Source organism: Ramlibacter sp. AN1133 (assembly GCF_037890035.1).
Lineage (GTDB): Bacteria > Pseudomonadota > Gammaproteobacteria > Burkholderiales > Burkholderiaceae_C > Ramlibacter.
In genome coordinates this window covers 1-15,197 of sequence record NZ_JBBKTQ010000019.1, presented here as the reverse complement: position 1 = coordinate 15,197, position 15,197 = coordinate 1, and the positions used below count along the sequence as shown (strand labels likewise).

14 protein-coding genes are annotated in these 15,197 nt (G+C 70.3%); 5 read left to right on the top strand and 9 right to left on the bottom strand.

Translation table 11 applies throughout. The features are described 5' to 3' along the window. Window positions 1–17: 17 nt before the first annotated feature. Entirely contained in the window at window positions 18–971 is a 954-nt protein-coding gene (locus WG923_RS21970; RefSeq protein ID WP_340353140.1) for an alpha-E domain-containing protein, read from the top strand. After that, complete coding sequence (locus WG923_RS21965; protein WP_340353139.1) at window positions 971–2,524, top strand: tetratricopeptide repeat protein; 1,554 nt, start codon at window positions 971–973, stop codon at window positions 2,522–2,524. The genes WG923_RS21970 and WG923_RS21965 overlap by 1 nt, the downstream gene beginning before the upstream one ends. A 20-nt stretch (window positions 2,525–2,544) precedes the next feature. Here WG923_RS21965 and WG923_RS21960 read toward each other — a convergent pair whose 3' ends face one another. The 6 genes from WG923_RS21960 to WG923_RS21935 all read right to left on the bottom strand — a co-directional run bounded on the left by WG923_RS21960 (window position 2,545) and on the right by WG923_RS21935 (window position 8,854). After that, window positions 2,545–2,922 (bottom strand): SpoIIAA family protein, encoded by a 378-nt coding sequence (locus tag WG923_RS21960; RefSeq protein WP_340353138.1) that lies wholly within the window; start codon window positions 2,920–2,922, stop codon window positions 2,545–2,547. A 132-nt stretch (window positions 2,923–3,054) separates the two neighbouring features. Beyond that, window positions 3,055–3,678 carry an HD domain-containing protein gene (locus WG923_RS21955; protein WP_340353137.1) on the bottom strand — a complete coding sequence of 208 codons (624 nt, stop codon included), beginning with the start codon at window positions 3,676–3,678 and terminating at the stop codon, window positions 3,055–3,057. 91 nt (window positions 3,679–3,769) lie between these two features. Next, window positions 3,770–4,897 (bottom strand): lytic murein transglycosylase B, encoded by a 1,128-nt coding sequence (mltB, locus tag WG923_RS21950; RefSeq protein ID WP_445322959.1) that lies wholly within the window; start codon window positions 4,895–4,897, stop codon window positions 3,770–3,772. Further along, entirely contained in the window at window positions 4,897–6,903 is a 2,007-nt protein-coding gene (locus WG923_RS21945; RefSeq protein ID WP_340353136.1) for a transglutaminase family protein, read from the bottom strand. Before WG923_RS21945 ends, mltB begins: the two co-directional genes overlap by 1 nt. Next, window positions 6,897–7,937 (bottom strand): DUF58 domain-containing protein, encoded by a 1,041-nt coding sequence (locus WG923_RS21940; protein WP_340353135.1) that lies wholly within the window; start codon window positions 7,935–7,937, stop codon window positions 6,897–6,899. Before WG923_RS21940 ends, WG923_RS21945 begins: the two co-directional genes overlap by 7 nt. Beyond that, window positions 7,934–8,854, bottom strand: coding sequence for an AAA family ATPase (locus WG923_RS21935; protein WP_340353134.1), 921 nt, complete (start codon window positions 8,852–8,854; stop codon window positions 7,934–7,936). Before WG923_RS21935 ends, WG923_RS21940 begins: the two co-directional genes overlap by 4 nt. A 44-nt stretch (window positions 8,855–8,898) precedes the next feature. On the opposite strand from WG923_RS21935, the gene WG923_RS21930 reads away from it, so the two are divergent. Genes WG923_RS21930 through WG923_RS21920 form a run of 3 tightly spaced genes read left to right on the top strand, consistent with a single transcriptional unit; the run spans window position 8,899 to window position 11,910 of the window. Next, window positions 8,899–9,852 carry a histone deacetylase family protein gene (locus WG923_RS21930; protein WP_340353133.1) on the top strand — a complete coding sequence of 318 codons (954 nt, stop codon included), beginning with the start codon at window positions 8,899–8,901 and terminating at the stop codon, window positions 9,850–9,852. Continuing rightward, window positions 9,845–10,624 (top strand): enoyl-CoA hydratase, encoded by a 780-nt coding sequence (locus tag WG923_RS21925; protein ID WP_340353132.1) that lies wholly within the window; start codon window positions 9,845–9,847, stop codon window positions 10,622–10,624. Before WG923_RS21930 ends, WG923_RS21925 begins: the two co-directional genes overlap by 8 nt. A gap of 23 nt (window positions 10,625–10,647) precedes the next feature. Then, window positions 10,648–11,910 carry a mechanosensitive ion channel family protein gene (locus WG923_RS21920; protein WP_340353131.1) on the top strand — a complete coding sequence of 421 codons (1,263 nt, stop codon included), beginning with the start codon at window positions 10,648–10,650 and terminating at the stop codon, window positions 11,908–11,910. A gap of 154 nt (window positions 11,911–12,064) precedes the next feature. Here the strand turns inward: WG923_RS21920 and WG923_RS21915 are convergent, their stop codons facing one another. The 3 genes from WG923_RS21915 to WG923_RS21905 form a co-directional block, all read right to left on the bottom strand. Then, window positions 12,065–13,357, bottom strand: a complete 1,293-nt coding sequence (locus tag WG923_RS21915; protein WP_340353130.1) for a TRAP transporter large permease — start codon at window positions 13,355–13,357, stop codon at window positions 12,065–12,067. Beyond that, the gene (locus WG923_RS21910) at window positions 13,354–13,839 is read right to left on the bottom strand and encodes a TRAP transporter small permease (protein WP_340353129.1); all 486 of its coding nucleotides are present in this window, start codon (window positions 13,837–13,839) and stop codon (window positions 13,354–13,356) included. Before WG923_RS21910 ends, WG923_RS21915 begins: the two co-directional genes overlap by 4 nt. Window positions 13,840–13,931: 92 nt before the next feature. After that, window positions 13,932–14,948 carry a TRAP transporter substrate-binding protein gene (locus tag WG923_RS21905; protein WP_340353128.1) on the bottom strand — a complete coding sequence of 339 codons (1,017 nt, stop codon included), beginning with the start codon at window positions 14,946–14,948 and terminating at the stop codon, window positions 13,932–13,934. Window positions 14,949–15,197: the final 249 nt, after the last annotated feature.

Here is a 15,197-nt window from a genome sequence, read left to right as displayed (position 1 = left end):
CGGAGAAAAGAACCAACATGCTGTCACGGACCGCCGACCACCTCTTCTGGATGGCGCGCTACACCGAGCGCGCCGAGAACACGGCGCGCATGCTGGACGTGAACTACCAGACCTCGCTGCTGCCCCAGTCGGCGGCCGTCTCGAAGGTCGGCTGGCAGGGCATGCTGTCGATCAGCGAGCTGATGCCGGCCTACCAGGCCAAGCACGGCGAGGTCGACCCGCAGCGCGTCATGCAGTTCATGGTGAAGGACGAGAGCAATCCCTCGTCCATCCTGTCGTGCCTGCGGGCGGCGCGCGAGAACGCGCGCGCGGTGCGCGGCTCGCTCACCACCGAGGCCTGGGAGACGCAGAACCAGACCTGGCTGGAACTCAATCGCATGCTGCGCGGCGGCGAGTTCGAGCGCGACCCCGGCCAGTTCTTCGAGTGGGTCAAGTTCCGCTCGCACCTGTCGCGCGGCGTGACCGTCGGCACCATGCTGATGGACGAGGCGCTGTACTTCATGCGCCTGGGCACCTTCCTGGAGCGGGCCGACAACACGGCGCGGCTCGTCGACGTGAAGTTCCACGCGGTGCAGAGCGACTTCTTCGGCGCCGCCAGCGAGAAGGACCAGGAGTACGACTTCTACCACTGGAGCTCGATCCTGCGCAGCGTCTCCGGCTTCGAGATCTACCGCAAGGTGTACCGCGACGTGATCAAGCCCGAGCGCGTGGCCGACCTGCTGATCCTGCGCGCGGACATGCCGCGTTCGCTGCACGCCAGCATGAACGAGGTGGTGCACAACCTGGCGATGGTGGCCAACGAGCAGTCCACCGAGACGCAGCGCCGCGCCGGCAAGCTGCGGGCTGAACTGCAATACGGCGACATCGACGAGATCCTCGCCACCGGGCTGCACGCCTTCCTGACGCAGTTCCTCGACCGCGTCAACGACCTGGGCGCGCGCATCAGCCGCGACTTCCTGATTCCCGCCTGATGGCCGCGGACGGCGCGGCGCTGCTGGCCGGCGGCCGTTTTCGCGAGGCCATGGTCGCCTACGCCCAGTGGCTGCAGCGCGAGCCGCTGTCGGTGCCGGCGCGCGTCGGCCTCGCCCGCGCCTGCATGGGCGCCGGCGAGGCGCTGTCGGCCGCGGCGTGGCTGAGCGATGCGATCCGGCTTGCGCCGGACCAGGCCGAACCCATGCAGTTGCTGGCAGACCTGTGCCTCGCGCAAGGCCAGCACGCCCAGGCCTTGCCGCTGTACCTGCAGCTGGGCGAGCGCTTCGGCCTGCGCACCGCGGTGAACCTGCTGCGCGTGGGCTTCTGCGAGGAGCAGCTCGGACGCATCGCCGAGGCCGCGGCCGCGTACCGCGAGGCGCTGGCCGTCGACCCCTTGCTGGTGGACGCGCACGTCGACCTGGCGGGCGTGCTGTGGCGGCTGGAGGACGGCGAAGGCGCGCTGGCGCACGCGCGCGAGGCCGTGCGGCTCGCACCCGCCAGTGCGGCGGCGCAGCGCATCCTCGGCACGGCGCTGCTGAACCTCAACCGGGTCGACGAAGCCGAGGCCGCATTGCGCCGCGCGCTGGAACTGCAGCCGGGGCTGGTACCCGCGCAGGTCGACCTGGCCTTCACGCTGCTGCTGGCCGGCCGGTGGCCGGCAGGCTGGCACGCATACGAACAGCGCTGGCGCGATGCGCGCGTGAAGCGCCCGGCCTTCTGGCGCGCCGAGGGCGAATGGCCCGGCCCCTCCGCATCGCTGGCGGGACAGGCCATCGCGGTGGTCGCGGAGCAGGGCCGCGGCGACACCCTGCAGTTCCTGCGGTTCGTGCCGCAGCTGCAGGCGCTCGGCGCGCGGGTGTGCGCCGTGGTGCCGCCGGACCTGGTGCCCTTGGTGGAGGCCAGCTTCGACGGCGTGGCCTGCCTGGTCCCCGGACGCGAGTTGCGCGTGCAGTGGCACGTTGCGCTCATGGACCTTGCCGCGCGCCTCGATACCACCTTCGACACGCTCCCCGCGCAGGTGCCTTACCTGCGCCCGCCGCAGGCCGCGCGCTCGCTCTGGCGCGAGCGCCTGCAGCCCTGGCAGGGTGAAGTGAAGGTCGGCCTGGCCTGGTGCGGCTCGCCCGTGCAGGTGAACGACCGCAATCGCTCCATGCCCCTGTCGACGCTGCTGCCGCTCGCCCGCACGAGCGGCCTGCGCTTCTTCAGCCTGCAGAAGGAGCAAGGCGGCGAGTGGACCGACGCGGGGCAGGACGCGCTGGTGGACCTCACGCCCCACTGGCAGGACTTCGGCGACAGCGCCGCCATGATCGAGCAGATGGACCTGGTGCTCACCGTCGACACGGCGATCGCGCATCTCGCGGGCGCGCTGGGCAAGCCGGTGTGGATCCTGCTCGGGCCCAATGCCGACTGGCGCTGGTTGCTCGATCGCGCGGACTCGCCCTGGTATCCCACCGCGCGCCTGTTCCGCCGCGGCTTCGGGGAGGCGCGCGCGGCGCAGGTCGAACGCGTGCGGCAGGCGCTGCTCGCGTGGCGGCAGCAGCGCGGCGCCTGAGGGCGGCGATCCCGCGGCGGCTACCCCGCGGCGCGCAGCCAGGCCAGCGCCGCCTGCTCGTCGCCGAACACGCGCACGTTGGTGCCGTTGCGGCGGGCTGCCTTCTCGCTGATGCGCGTGATGCGCTCCGGCGGCACCAGCGAGGCCACCTTGCGCAGGTGCGCCAGGCTCAGGGCGGCCTCCAGCCCGATGCGGAACTGTTCCTCGCGCGTGAAGAGCGTGCGCACCTCGCGCAGGTCGACGAGCAGCGTGTCGCTGTCCCAGCCGCCGCTGTCCACGCCCAGCAGGTGGATCATCGACAGCATCTGGTCGAACGACGGGAGCCCCGCCACCTTGACCCGGGCATGGTCGGCCTCGTGCGCGACGTGCAGGTCGAAGTTGATGGCCGTTTCATTCATGGCGTCTTCAATGTGCCAGACGGCACGCAACGCCTGTGCGGCGGATGTCACGCGCGGGGCGCGGGTGAACCGGTGTTACGCAAGTAACCCGCCGCGCGTGACCTGCACCACGCGCGGCACGGCCGCGTCGGATCAGCCCTGCAATGCTTCGAGGCTGCGGCCGATGTTCTCGCGCGCGCGATGCTCCAGCGCATCGTGGAAGGCGGACGTGAGATAGATGCGCGGACGCGCGAGGAAGGAGGACAGGACCCGCGCCCGCCCGGTGCGGAACTGCGGCTCGCCCAGGTGGGCGTACTCGGCGCGGATCTGGCCCTCGTACTCGTCGAAGCGGGCGGGCGCCGCGCCCAGGATCGCGAGGTCGATGTCCAGCAGCAGCCGCGCGTCCGGATCGTCGCCGGCGGTGTGGCCTTTCGTGGCCAGCACGAGGCCCTGCACCCGCTGGGCCACGTCCTCGCCGCAGCCGGCGGCCAGGATGCTGCGCCACGCCCATTCCGCGCTGCGTTCCTCGTTGTCGGCGCAACGCGGGTCGTACACGGCGTCGTGGAACCACAGCGCCAGTTCGACTTCGGCCGGATGCTGCGCGAGCGAGGCCGCGGCGTCCAGGTGCGCCAGGCAGGCCCGCAGGTGCTGCAGCGTGTGGTAGTGACGGTGCGGCTCGCTGTACGCGGCGACCAGCTGGTTGTACAGGCCGTTCGGCACCGGGTCCGCCTGCAGCTCGCGCCAGAGCCGCTGCCACGACGCGTTGCCGAGGGTCATGAACCAGCCTCCCCCAGGCTTGCCTGCTGCGCGGCCGCCTCCCCCCTGCGCAAGCGGAGGGGGCGAGCGCCTTCGGGCGGCCTTGCGGCGCTCACGGATTGCTCGCGCTCTGCTGGCGCGCGAGCGCTTCCCGCACCTCGCGCCCCAGCTCGATCACGGCCATCGCGTAATAGCTGGACCAGTTGTAGCGCGTGATGGCGTAGAAGTTCTCCGTGCCGGCCACGTAGGTCGGCGCGTCGCCGCCGTTCTGCAGTTCGATCAGCGCCAGCGGGCCCTTGTGCTCCAGCGCCGGGCCCTCCAGCACGGCGCCCTTGGCCTGGAAGCTGGCCACGCTGAACGTGGGCAGGATGTCCGGCGCCAGCAGGGCATCGAGGTCGAGCTTCTCCTTGTCGAACCGCACCGGGTAGTGCGTCGGCATGCCCGGGGTCCAGCCGTAGCCCTTGAAGTAGTTGGCCACCGAGGCGATCACGTCGTCGGGGCTGGCCGCCAGGTCCACCTTCTTGTCGCCGTCGTAGTCGACGCCCCAGCGCGCCAGGCTGCTGGGCATGAACTGCGGCATGCCCCAGGCGCCGGCGTAGCTGCCGCGCGGCTTCAGCGGGCTGGTCTTCTCGGCGTAGTGGAAGGCGAGGAACTGCTCCAACTCGCCCTGGAAGTACCTGGCGCGCTCCGCCGCCCGCGGATGGCTGGAAGGGAAATCGAAAGCCAGCGTCGCCAGCGCATCGACGATGCGGAAATCGCCCATCTGCTGGCCGTAGATCGTCTCCACGCCCACGATGCCGACGATGATCTCCGCCGGCACGCCGTACTGCGTTTCCACCGCTTCCAGCGTGCGGCGGTTCTCCTCCCAGAAGCGCACGCCGGCGCGGATGCGCACCGGGTCGATGAAGCGGCTGCGGTACAGCGCCCAGTTCTTGGCGGTGGCCGCTGGCGCGGGCTGCATCAGGCGCGAGACCACGGCGAGGTTCTGCGCCTGTCCCAGCATGCGCCGCACCCAGGCCGGATCGATGTTGCGCCGCTCGGCCAGTTCGTCGCCGAAGCGCATCGCCTCCTCGCGCTCCGCGTAGGGTGGGCCGCGGCGCTGTGGCGGCGCCTTCACGCGCTGGGCCGCGCGGCCCTTGCCGGCGGCGACCAGTTCGTCGCCCGCGGCCTGCGGCCCCTGCGCGAACAGCGCCAGCGGCAGCAGCAGGACCAGGGCAGGAAGGAAGCGAAGGAGATGCATCAACGGGGCCAGGCGATGTGTTTCAACTCGCGCCGCAGCGCGGACAGGCTGGCTTCGCTGGTGCGCGCGTATCGCTGCGCTTCCAGCTTCAGCAGCCACTGGGCCAATGGTCGCGCATCCGCGCCGAACCGTGTCGTGACAAGATTCGCGATTTGCCGCGGTGGCGTGGCGCGGTCGACCTCCAGCCCCGCGCCGCGCAGGCGCCGGCGCGCGCGGCTCAGCAGGCGCAGCCAGGGGTCGTGCTGGCGGCGGTCCCACCAGCTCCACAGCGCGCCCAGGCCGGCGGCGGCGACGATCAGCCCGATCAGCAGCCGCGCCAGGTCTTCCCACCCGGGCGAGCGGAAGCCCAGGTTGCGCAGCAGGTTGAGCTGCCGGCTCTGGGTGTAGTTCAGCACCCACTGGTTCCAGCTGTTGTTCAGGGCCTCCCACGCGGTGCGCATCATCGCGGAGAGGTTCGGGTTCACGGTCTCCATCGCGGCCGCCAGCACGCCCCGCGGCGGCAGCAGGCGCTGCAGCGAGCCGGTGCGGCCCGGCGCGACGGCGGAGGTCGGGTCCACGCGCACCCAGCCGCGGCCGTCGAGGAACACCTCGGTCCAGGCGTGCGCGTCGCTTTGCCGCACCACCCAGAAGCCGTCGATGCTGTTGAGTTCGCCGCCCTGGTAGCCCGTCACGATGCGCGCGGGAATGCCCATCGCGCGCATCAGCACCGCGAAGGCCGAGGCGATGTGCTCGCAGAAGCCCTCCTTGCGGTCGAACCAGAATTCGTCGGCCGTGTGCGCCCCGTACACGCCCGGCTCGAGCGTGTAGGTGTAGCCGCCGGTGCGCAGCCGCCGCAGCGCGGCCTGCACGAGCGTCGGCGCATCGCGCGGGTTCTCGCGCAGCAGCGTGGCGGCCAGCTCCATCGTGCGCGGATTGAGTCCGGCGGGCAGCTGGCGGTATTCGGGCAGCACCAGCGCACTCGTCTGCGGCCCATGGCGGAAGTTGACGTAGCTCTCGGCCTCGTAGCGCAGCAGGTCCACCACCGGCCGCGAGGCCACCCATTGCAGCTCGCTGGTCATGGCCACTTCGAGCCCCGGCGCGCGCGGCGGCGCGATGGGGACGTCGAGCGTGAGCAGCCAGGGGCGGTTGTTCGGCTCCAGCGTGAGCTCGTAGCGCACCGGGGCGCCCAGGCCGCTCAGGCGCGGGTCGCCGATCCTGAGCGGCGGGAAGCGGGTGCCCAGGCGCGCCAGCAGCGGCCGCCACTCGCGGCCGTCGAAATCGGTCAGCACGGGGCCGCGGAAGTACATGTCCCGCTGCGGCGGCGGCGGGTCGAGGAACTTGACGCGCAGGGCCACGGAGTCGTCCAGCGCCAGGGCGGCGATGGCGCCGACCTCCATGTGCGCCGACAGGCCGCTGCGTCCGGTCATCGCGTCGCTCGGGATGCCCCACAGCGGCGCCAGCCGCGGGAACAGCAGGAACAGCACGGCCATCACGGGGGCGCCCAGCAGCGTCATCCAGCCGGCGGTGCGGGCCGCTTCCAGCAGCGGCGGCCGGCCCACGGGCATGTGCGCGTTGACCAGGGCCGTCAGCAGCCCCAGCAGCCCGAGCAGCATGGCCCCCGCGACGGCGAGCGACTGCGAGAAGAAGAAGTTCGTGAGCATCGTGAAGAAGCCCAGGAAGAACACCACGAAGGCATCGCGCCTGGCCCGCAGTTCCAGCGTCTTGAGCGCCAGCAGCGCCACGATGAGCGTGACGCCGGCATCGCGCCCGAGCAGCGTGCGGTGCGTGAACCAGGTGCCGACGAGCGAGCCGATCAGCAGCCCTACCACCCACCAGCGGCCCGGCAGCGGCCTGGCCTGCACCGCGAGGCGGGCGCGCCAGAACAGCACCGCCGCCACGAAGACCGAGCACCACCAGGGCAGGTAGCCCACGTGCGGCAGCACCAGCCAGGCGATCACCGCCAGCAGGAACAGCGTGTCGCGGCTGTCGCGCGGCAGCGTGGCGACGCGGGCGGCGGCGGTCAGCACAGCGCCAGGACCTCCAGGCAGCGGCGCTTGTGCGCCTCCCCCGCGCCGGGCGGGATCTGCTGGCCGGCGACGCGCAGCCCGTAGTCCTGCCCCAGCTTGTCCGCCTGCAGCACCCAGGCGGCCAGGCGCGACAGGCGGGCCTCGGGATCGGCCAGGGCCGTCTGCGCGGCGTCCAGCCAGAGCTCGTGGCGCTGCGCCTGCATCGTGTCGCGGCTGACCAGTTCCCGCGACTTGGCGGCCTTCTTCCACACCACCAGCTTCAGCGGGTCGCCACGCCGGTAGGCGCGCACCCCCTCGAATTCGCCGCTGTTCTGCACGCGCGACGCGGCCACGCCGCCCGAGCGCGGCTCGCCCGGGGGCAGGGGCGGCGGGTGGGGCTCGGGCTGGGGATACACCAGCACCTGCGCGGCCGGCCGCCACACCGTCCAGACGCGGAAGGTGCCGAGCGGGAAGCGCGTCTCCGCCGTCAGCGGCGGCACGCGATGCACGCCGCGCCGCTGCGGGCGGAAGGCCACCTGCACGGTGCAGCTGCCCTCGGCCGGCACGTCGGTCCACGTCCAGTGGTCCTCGTGCGTGGCATCCAGCACCGCCAGCCCGATGCCGTGCCGCACCGAGCGCCGCGTGTTGTTCAGGATCACCGACAGCGTGGTGCTGGCGCCGGCGAACTGCGGCGCCGGCGGCATGAGGATCAGCGTGAGCCCGCGCAGGGTGGCATGGCAGACGTGCATGCCGACGGCGGCGCTGCCGGCGAGCAGGAACGTCAGCAGGTAGCCCAGATTGAGCTGGTAGTTGATGGAGCCGACCAGCAGCACCAGGAGCGTGACGGCCAGCATGAAGCCGGGCCGCGTCGGCAGGATGTAGACATTGCGCTGCGTGAGCGTGAGCGTGTCCGTCAGCGGCAGCCGCGCCTGCCACCAGCGGCGGAAGCGCTCGCGCACGTGCTCGGCGAGGTCCCACGCCGGGCGCGGCGCGTCGGGCGTGCCGGCGCCCGGCCGCGCAACGCCGAACGCCGAACGCTCAACCGCTTCTTTCATGGCAATGGCACCGCCTCCATCATCGCGCGAACCTGCTCCACCGGGCCCCGACCCGCGTCGCCGACGGGGATGAGGCGATGCGCCACCGTCTGCGGCAGGATGGCCTGCACGTCGTCCGGCGCCACGTAGTCGCGGCCGGACAGCATGGCCTGCGCCTTGGCCGCGCGGATCACCGCGATGCCGGCGCGCGGGCTCAGCCCCTGCAGGAACCAGCGGCCCGACCGGCTGGCGGCCACCAGGTCCTGCACGTAGTCCAGCAGCGGCTCGGCCGCGTGGACGTCCAGCACCCGCTGCTGCAGCACCTGCAGCTCGATCGGCGACAGCGTGTTGCCCAGGTGCTCCACCATGTCGCGGCGGTCGGCGCCCGAATACAGCGCGCGCTCGGCGGCGCGGTCGGGATAGCCGAGCGAGATGCGCATCAGGAAGCGGTCCAGCTGCGACTCGGGCAAGGCGAAGGTTCCGAGCTGGTCGTGCGGGTTCTGCGTGGCGATCACGAAGAAGGGCGAGGGCAGGGCGCGCGTCTCGCCTTCCACCGTGACCTGCTTTTCCTCCATGGCCTCCAGCAGCGCGCTCTGCGTCTTGGGGCTGGCGCGGTTGATCTCGTCGGCCAGCAGCACCTGGGCGAAGATCGGCCCGGGGTGGAAGATGAAGCTTTCGCGCCCGCGGTCGTACACCGAGACGCCCGAAAGGTCGGACGGCATCAGGTCCGCCGTGAACTGCACCCGCGAGAACTGCAGGCCGAAGGCGCGCGCCAGGGCGTGCGCCAGGGTCGTTTTCCCCACCCCCGGCACGTCCTCGATCAGGAGGTGCCCCCCCGCCAGCAGGCAGGCGACGCAGTCGCGGACCTGGGACGGCTTGCCGACGATCACCGTGTTAAGCTGGTCGAGGAGCGTTTTGAGTTTTTGTCGTGCTTCCATGAAGTGCGACCTTATCCGAATTTCGAACGGCGCCGAGGCGAGCGATGCACAAGACCGGCTTTTATACGCACCCGGATTGCAGGCGGCATGACATGGGTCAGGGGCACCCGGAGTGCCCGGAAAGGCTGGACGCCATCGAGGACCGCATGCTGGCCTCGCGCCTGCTCGATGTGGTGGAACGGCGCGAGGCACCGCTCGCCAGCACCGAAACCCTGGAACTGGCGCACGACCGCATGCACGTCGCCGGCATCCGCGGCCTGGCCGACGAACTGCGCGAGCAGGAAGACGCCGGCGGCATGGACCACCTGCACATCGACCCCGACACGGCCCTGAACCGCCACACCTGGAACGCGGTGCTGCGCGCCGCCGGCGCGGCGATGGCGGCCACCGACGCGGTGATGGCGGGCGAACTCGAAAACGCGTTCTGCGCCGTCCGCCCGCCCGGGCACCACGCCTGCCGCAGCCGCTCGATGGGCTTCTGCTTCTTCAACAACGTCGCCGTCGCCGCGCGCTATGCGCTCGAGCGCCATGGCCTGCAGCGCGTGGCCGTCGTCGATTTCGACGTCCACCACGGCAACGGCACCGAGGACATCCTCTCGGGCGACGAGCGCGTGCTGATGGTCGGCATCTTCCAGCACCCGTTCTATCCGTACAGCGGCGCGGACGCCAAGGCGAAGAACATGCTGAACGTGCCGGTGCCCGCGTTCACCCGCGGGCCCGCCATCCGCGAGATCGTCGATACGCTGTGGATGCCGCGCCTGGAGGAATTCAGGCCGGAGATGATCTTCATCAGCGCCGGTTTCGACGCCCACCGGGAGGACGACCTGGGCCAGCTCGGCCTGGTGGAGGCGGACTACGCCTGGATCACGCGCCGGATCAGCGAGGTCGCCCACCGCCATGCGAAGGGCCGCATCGTCTCCTGCCTGGAGGGCGGCTACAACCTCGACGCCCTGGGCCGCAGCGTGGAGGCGCACGTGCGGGCGCTGGCCGATGTCTGAAGCCGCCCTGCTGGAGGACCGCGACGCCCGCGGCGTGGTCACGCTGACCATGAACCGGCCCGCCAGCTTCAATGCGCTGTCGGAGGAAATGATCGCCGCGCTGCAATCCGCGCTCGAGCGCCTGGGGGACGACGAAGGCGTGCGGGCGGTGGTGCTGGCTGCCAACGGCAAGGCCTTTTGCGCCGGCCACAACCTCAAGGAAATGATCGCGCGGCCCGAACTGGCGTACTACCAGGAGCTGTTCGCGCAGTGCAGCCGCATGATGCTGGCGATCCAGCAGCTGCCCGTGCCGGTGATCGCGCGGGTGCACGGCATCGCCACCGCCGCCGGCTGCCAGCTGGTGGCCCAGTGCGACCTGGCGGTGGCTTCCACCGAGGCGCGCTTCGCCGTGAGCGGCGTCAACTACGGCCTCTTCTGCTCCACGCCCAGCGTGCCGCTGCTGCGCAACGTGCCGGCCAAGCAGGCGATGGAGATGCTGGTCACCGGCGAGTTCATCTCCGCCGAGCAGGCGAGCGCGCGCGGCCTCGTGAACCACGCCGTCGCACCGGGCGAGGTGGACGGGCAGATCGCGCGGCTCGTCGACAGCATCCTGGCCAAGCCGCGGCTGGCGCTGGCGATGGGCAAGGACCTGTTCTATCGCCAGCGCGAGATGGGCATAGCGGCGGCGTACCAGCTTGCCGCGCAGACGATGGCTGCCAACATGATGGACAGCTGCGCCCTCGAGGGCGTCACCGCCTTCACCGAAAAGAGAAAGCCGAGCTGGACCCCATGAGGGGGCTGGCGCCCGAGGAGGGCATGGACGAACTCGGACGCTTCATCCGCGACCTCGATCGCGGCGCGACGCCATGGGAAATCGGCACGCTGGTCGCCAGCCTGCTGGTCGCCTACGGCATCTGCTGGCTGGTGGGGCGCAACCGCCGCGGCGAATCGGTCTGGTTCGGCCGGGCGCTGATCGACGGCCTGCTGTTCCCGCTGCTGGCGCTGGCGATCACCTACACGGCGGCGCTGGTGCAGGGGCGCTTCCAGCCCGTGCCGCTGCTGCGCATCGCGGTGCCGGTGCTGCTGGCGCTGGCCGGCATCCGCCTGCTCGCCCGCGTGTTCACGCTGGTGTTCCCGCATTCGGCCATGGCACGGCTGGTGGAGCGGCTGTTCTCGTGGGTCGCCTGGCTCGCCGCCGCGCTGTGGATCCTGGGGCTGCTGCCGGCCGTGATGGCGGAGCTGGAGAACATCCGGTTCGCCTTCGGCAAGACCGACGTCAGCCTGCTGACAATCGTGCAGGGGACCCTCTCCTCCGGCCTCGTGATGGTGCTGGCGCTGTGGGTCTCGGCGGCGCTGGAGCGCAAGGTGCTGCGCGACACGGTGGCGGACCTGTCGCTGCGCAAGGTGGCCGGCAACGCGATCCGCGCCGTGCTGCTGACGGTGGGCTTCCTGTTCGCGCTGTCGGCGGTGGGCGTCGACCTCACCGCGCTGTCCGTGCTCGGTGGCGCGCTGGGGGTCGGCCTGGGCTTCGGCCTGCAGAAGCTGGCGGCCAACTACGTGAGCGGTTTCGTGATCCTGGCCGAACGGAGCCTGCGCATCGGCGACACGGTGCGGGTCGACAACTTCGAGGGCGTGGTGGCGGACATCAAGACCCGCTACACGCTGATCCGCTCGCTCGGCGGCCGCGAGTCGATCGTGCCCAACGAGAAGCTGATCACCGAGCGCATCGAGAACCTGTCGCTGGCCGACCCGAAGATCCTGCTGACGACCGAGGTCGCGGTCAGCTACGACGCGGACGTGGACGAGGTCCGGCGCATCCTGATGGAGGCCGCGCGCGAGTCGCCGCGCGTGATCGCCGAGCCCGGCCCGGGCGTGCACCTGGTGCGCTTCGGCGCCGACGGCCTGGAGTTCCGCCTGCTGTTCTGGATCGCGGATCCGCAGAACGGCTCGGGCAACGTGGTTTCGGAGGTGAACATCCGGGTGCTCAAGGGCCTGCGCGCGGCGGGGATCGAGATCCCCTATCCGCAGCGGGTCGTGCACATGGTGCCGGCGCGCGGGACGGATGGGGCACCGGGCTGAAGTAAAACCGGACTGCCGGACGCAGAGGACGCAAAGGGTACGCAGAGGACGCGAAAGGACAGCCAAGAGAAGAGAAGGAACGAATCCCTTTAAAGGTATTTCTTTTGCGTCCTCTGCGTACCCTTTGCGCCCTCTGCGTCCGGCAGTTCGGTCTTCACTTCATCAACGACGGCAGCCACAGGCTCAACTGGGGAAACGCGATCAGCGCCCCGAGCATCAGCACCATCACCAGCACGAACGGCCAGCAGCCGCGGAAGATCTGGTTCAGGCCCACGTTCGGCAGCAGCGCGTTCAGCACGAACAGGTTCATTCCCACCGGCGGCGAGATCAGGCCGATCTGCACGATCATCACGATCAGCACCCCGAACCACACCGGGTCGAAGCCGAGCGAGGTCACGATCGGGAAGAACAGCGGGATGGTCAGCAGCACCATCGTGAGTTCCTCCATGACGGTGCCCAGGATCACGTAGATCGCCATCATCGCCACGACCACCATCGTCGGCGACAGCCCCAGGTGCGTGATCCAGTCCTTCAGGTCGCCGGGCAGCGTCGTGAAGTTCACGAAGTTGGCGAACAGCGTGGCCGCGATCAGCAGCGCGAACAGCATCGCCGTCGTGCGCGCGGACTCCACCAGCACCTCGTAGAGGCTGCGCCACGTGAGCTTGCCGCGCAGCAGCGCGAACAGGAAGGCGCCGGCGGCGCCGAAACCCGCCCCTTCGGTGGCCGTGAAGAAGCCGCCGTAGATGCCGCCGAGCACCACGAGCACCAGCACCAGCACGCCCCAGATCCCGCGCAGCGCGCGCCAGCGCTGCGGCCAGGAAGCGCGCTCGCCGGGCGGCGCGTGTTCCGGGTCGCGCGAGGTGACGACCACGATCGCCAGCATCAGCATCGCCGCCGTCAGGATGCCCGGGATCACGCCGGCCGCGAACAGCTTGCCGATGTTCGTCTCCGTGATGATCCCGTAGATCACCATGATCGTGGACGGCGGGATCATGATGCCGAGGGTGCCGCCCGCGGCCATCACGCCGGTGGAGAGCGCGTCGCTGTACCCGAGCTTGCGCATGGACGGATAGGCCACCTTGCTCATGGTGGCCGCCGTCGCGATGGAGGAGCCGCAGATCGCGCCGAAGCCGGCGCAGGCGGCGACCGTCGCGTGCGCGAGCCCGCCGCGCAGGTGGCCGATGAACGCGTAGGCGGCGGCGAACAGTTCGTGCGCCAGCCCGGCGCGCGCCACGAAATTCCCCATCAGGATGAACAGCGGGATCACCGACAGCGTGTAGGCGAAGCCGGTCTCGTACACGACCTGCGCCGTGCTGGCCAGCGCCGGCAGCCAGCCGCGGGTGAGGCCGATGCCGGCGAAGCCCACCAGGCCCATGGCGAAGGCGAGCGGCACGCGCAGCAGCGCGAGCAGGAAGATCGCGGCGAAGCCGAGCAGCGCCGCGGTCACAGGGCCGTCCCTTCGCCTTCGGCGCGGTCCGGCGGCCGGTGCCCCACCAGCCACAGGTGCACCAGGCCGGTCAGGCCGCACAGCACGCCCATGCCGTAGATGAAGGGCGCCTTGCGGATCTGCAGCTGCGCGGTGGTCTCGCCGGTTTCGGAGAACTGCCCGCCCGTGCGCCACATCAGCCACGCGAGCGCCAGCAGCACGGCGCCGCACAGCAGGTTCACCACCAGCCATTGCGCGCGGCGCACCCACGCCGGCAGGTAGGGATCGAGCGAATCGAACTCGACGTGCTCGCCGCGCCGCGACACGAGCGGCAGCGCACCGAAGATGACGACCACCATCAGCAGCTCCGTCATCTCCAGCGAGCCCGGGATGGAGTTCGAGGCGAACTTGCGCCCCAGCACGTCGAAGAAGGTGAGCGCCATGATCGCGAAGAGCGCGATTCCGGACAGCAGCCCGCACAGCAGATCCAGGAGCTTGTTCATGTCGTGGTTTCTTGTCCCCTAGCCGTTCGCGCAAACGAAAGCGGCACCGGGTCGCCCCGGGTGCCGCCTTTGTACCAGACTCGTTGCTGCGCTTACTTCGACTGCTTGGCGATCTCCGAGCGGAATTCCGCCAGCACCTTGGCGGCATCCTTCAGGCCCTTGGCCTCGGCCTCCTTGACCCACTTCTGTTCCAGCGCGGAAGTCTTGCCCTTGATGTCGGAGACGAACTTCGCGTCGGCCTTGGTGACCTGCACGTTGTTGGCCTGCATGAGGCCGTAGGCGCGGCGATCGACCTTGTCCCAGTTGCGGCCCATGATGCGCGCGGCGACCTCGCCCGAGGCGTCGTCCACGGCCTTCTTCTCCGCCGGCGCGAGCTTGGCATAGGTGGCGGGGTTCATCATGAAGACGAAGCTGGTGTTGTAGAGGCCGCCCGGGAAGGTGGTCGCGTACTTGATGATCTTGTCGATCTTGAAGGACTCGATCGATTCGGCCGGGAACAGCGTGCCGTCCATCACGCCGCCGGACAGCAGCTCGTAGGAGTCGGGCGCGGGCTTGAGCGTCACGTTCATGCCCAGCGTCTTGGCGATCTCGTTGACCATGCCGCCGCCCACGCGCCACTTCAGCCCCTGCAGGTCCTGCAGCTTCGTGACCGCGTGCTTGGTGTTGAACACGATGCCGGGGCCGTGCGTGAAGAACGCCAGCACGTGCACGCCCTGGTGCTCCTGCGCGAACTGCGGGTGCTTCATCGCCACCCGGTTGAACGCCACCGACAGCGGCTCCGCGGCGTCGCCGAGGAAGGGGAATTCCGCCATCTGCGTGAGCACGAAGCGCCCGGGCGTGTAGCCGTGCACGGTGAACGAGACATCGGCGAGGCCGTTCTTCACCGCGTCGTAGGTGCCCGGCGGGTTGGCCACCGCGCGCGGCAGCACGTTGCACTTGACCTTGCCGGCGCTGTTCTTCTCGACGAGGTCGCACCACTCCTTCTGTGCGACGCTCAGGGCGTGGGTCGGCGGGACCCAGCTCGACGCGGTGAGCACGGTCTGCGCGCCGGCCGGCGCGGCGGCACCGGCGGTGACGAGGGCTGCGAGGGAGAGCAGGCGGTAATTCATCCAACGAACTCCTTGTAGGGTGCGTGCGACTGTAAGGCGGCGCCCTAAGCGGCCCGGTCCTGAATTACCCGGACAGCCCCCGACGCGAGGGGGGCCCGCGAGTCCCTCTATAATCAAAATCGAACGATCGTTCTTTTTTATCCCGATCCGGCGTGAGAGGATGCGTCGCGGAGAGTCGGCCGCGCGCGCCGCATAGAATTCCGTTTACGTCAACGTCAATTCCCCACAGAACTACCCTAGGAGTGCCCG

Coding starts and splice junctions, on each gene's coding strand:
- WG923_RS21930 (WP_340353133.1), top strand. CDS start 8,899: ATGCACAAGACCGGCTTTTATACGCACCCGGATTGCAGGCGGCATGAC.
- WG923_RS21905 (WP_340353128.1), bottom strand. CDS start 14,948: ATGAATTACCGCCTGCTCTCCCTCGCAGCCCTCGTCACCGCCGGTGCC.
- WG923_RS21925 (WP_340353132.1), top strand. CDS start 9,845: ATGTCTGAAGCCGCCCTGCTGGAGGACCGCGACGCCCGCGGCGTGGTC.
- WG923_RS21960 (WP_340353138.1), bottom strand. CDS start 2,922: ATGAATGAAACGGCCATCAACTTCGACCTGCACGTCGCGCACGAGGCC.
- WG923_RS21940 (WP_340353135.1), bottom strand. CDS start 7,937: ATGAAAGAAGCGGTTGAGCGTTCGGCGTTCGGCGTTGCGCGGCCGGGC.
- WG923_RS21965 (WP_340353139.1), top strand. CDS start 971: ATGGCCGCGGACGGCGCGGCGCTGCTGGCCGGCGGCCGTTTTCGCGAG.
- mltB (WP_445322959.1), bottom strand. CDS start 4,897: ATGCATCTCCTTCGCTTCCTTCCTGCCCTGGTCCTGCTGCTGCCGCTG.
- WG923_RS21920 (WP_340353131.1), top strand. CDS start 10,648: ATGGACGAACTCGGACGCTTCATCCGCGACCTCGATCGCGGCGCGACG.
- WG923_RS21910 (WP_340353129.1), bottom strand. CDS start 13,839: ATGAACAAGCTCCTGGATCTGCTGTGCGGGCTGCTGTCCGGAATCGCG.
- WG923_RS21935 (WP_340353134.1), bottom strand. CDS start 8,854: ATGGAAGCACGACAAAAACTCAAAACGCTCCTCGACCAGCTTAACACG.
- WG923_RS21955 (WP_340353137.1), bottom strand. CDS start 3,678: ATGACCCTCGGCAACGCGTCGTGGCAGCGGCTCTGGCGCGAGCTGCAG.
- WG923_RS21970 (WP_340353140.1), top strand. CDS start 18: ATGCTGTCACGGACCGCCGACCACCTCTTCTGGATGGCGCGCTACACC.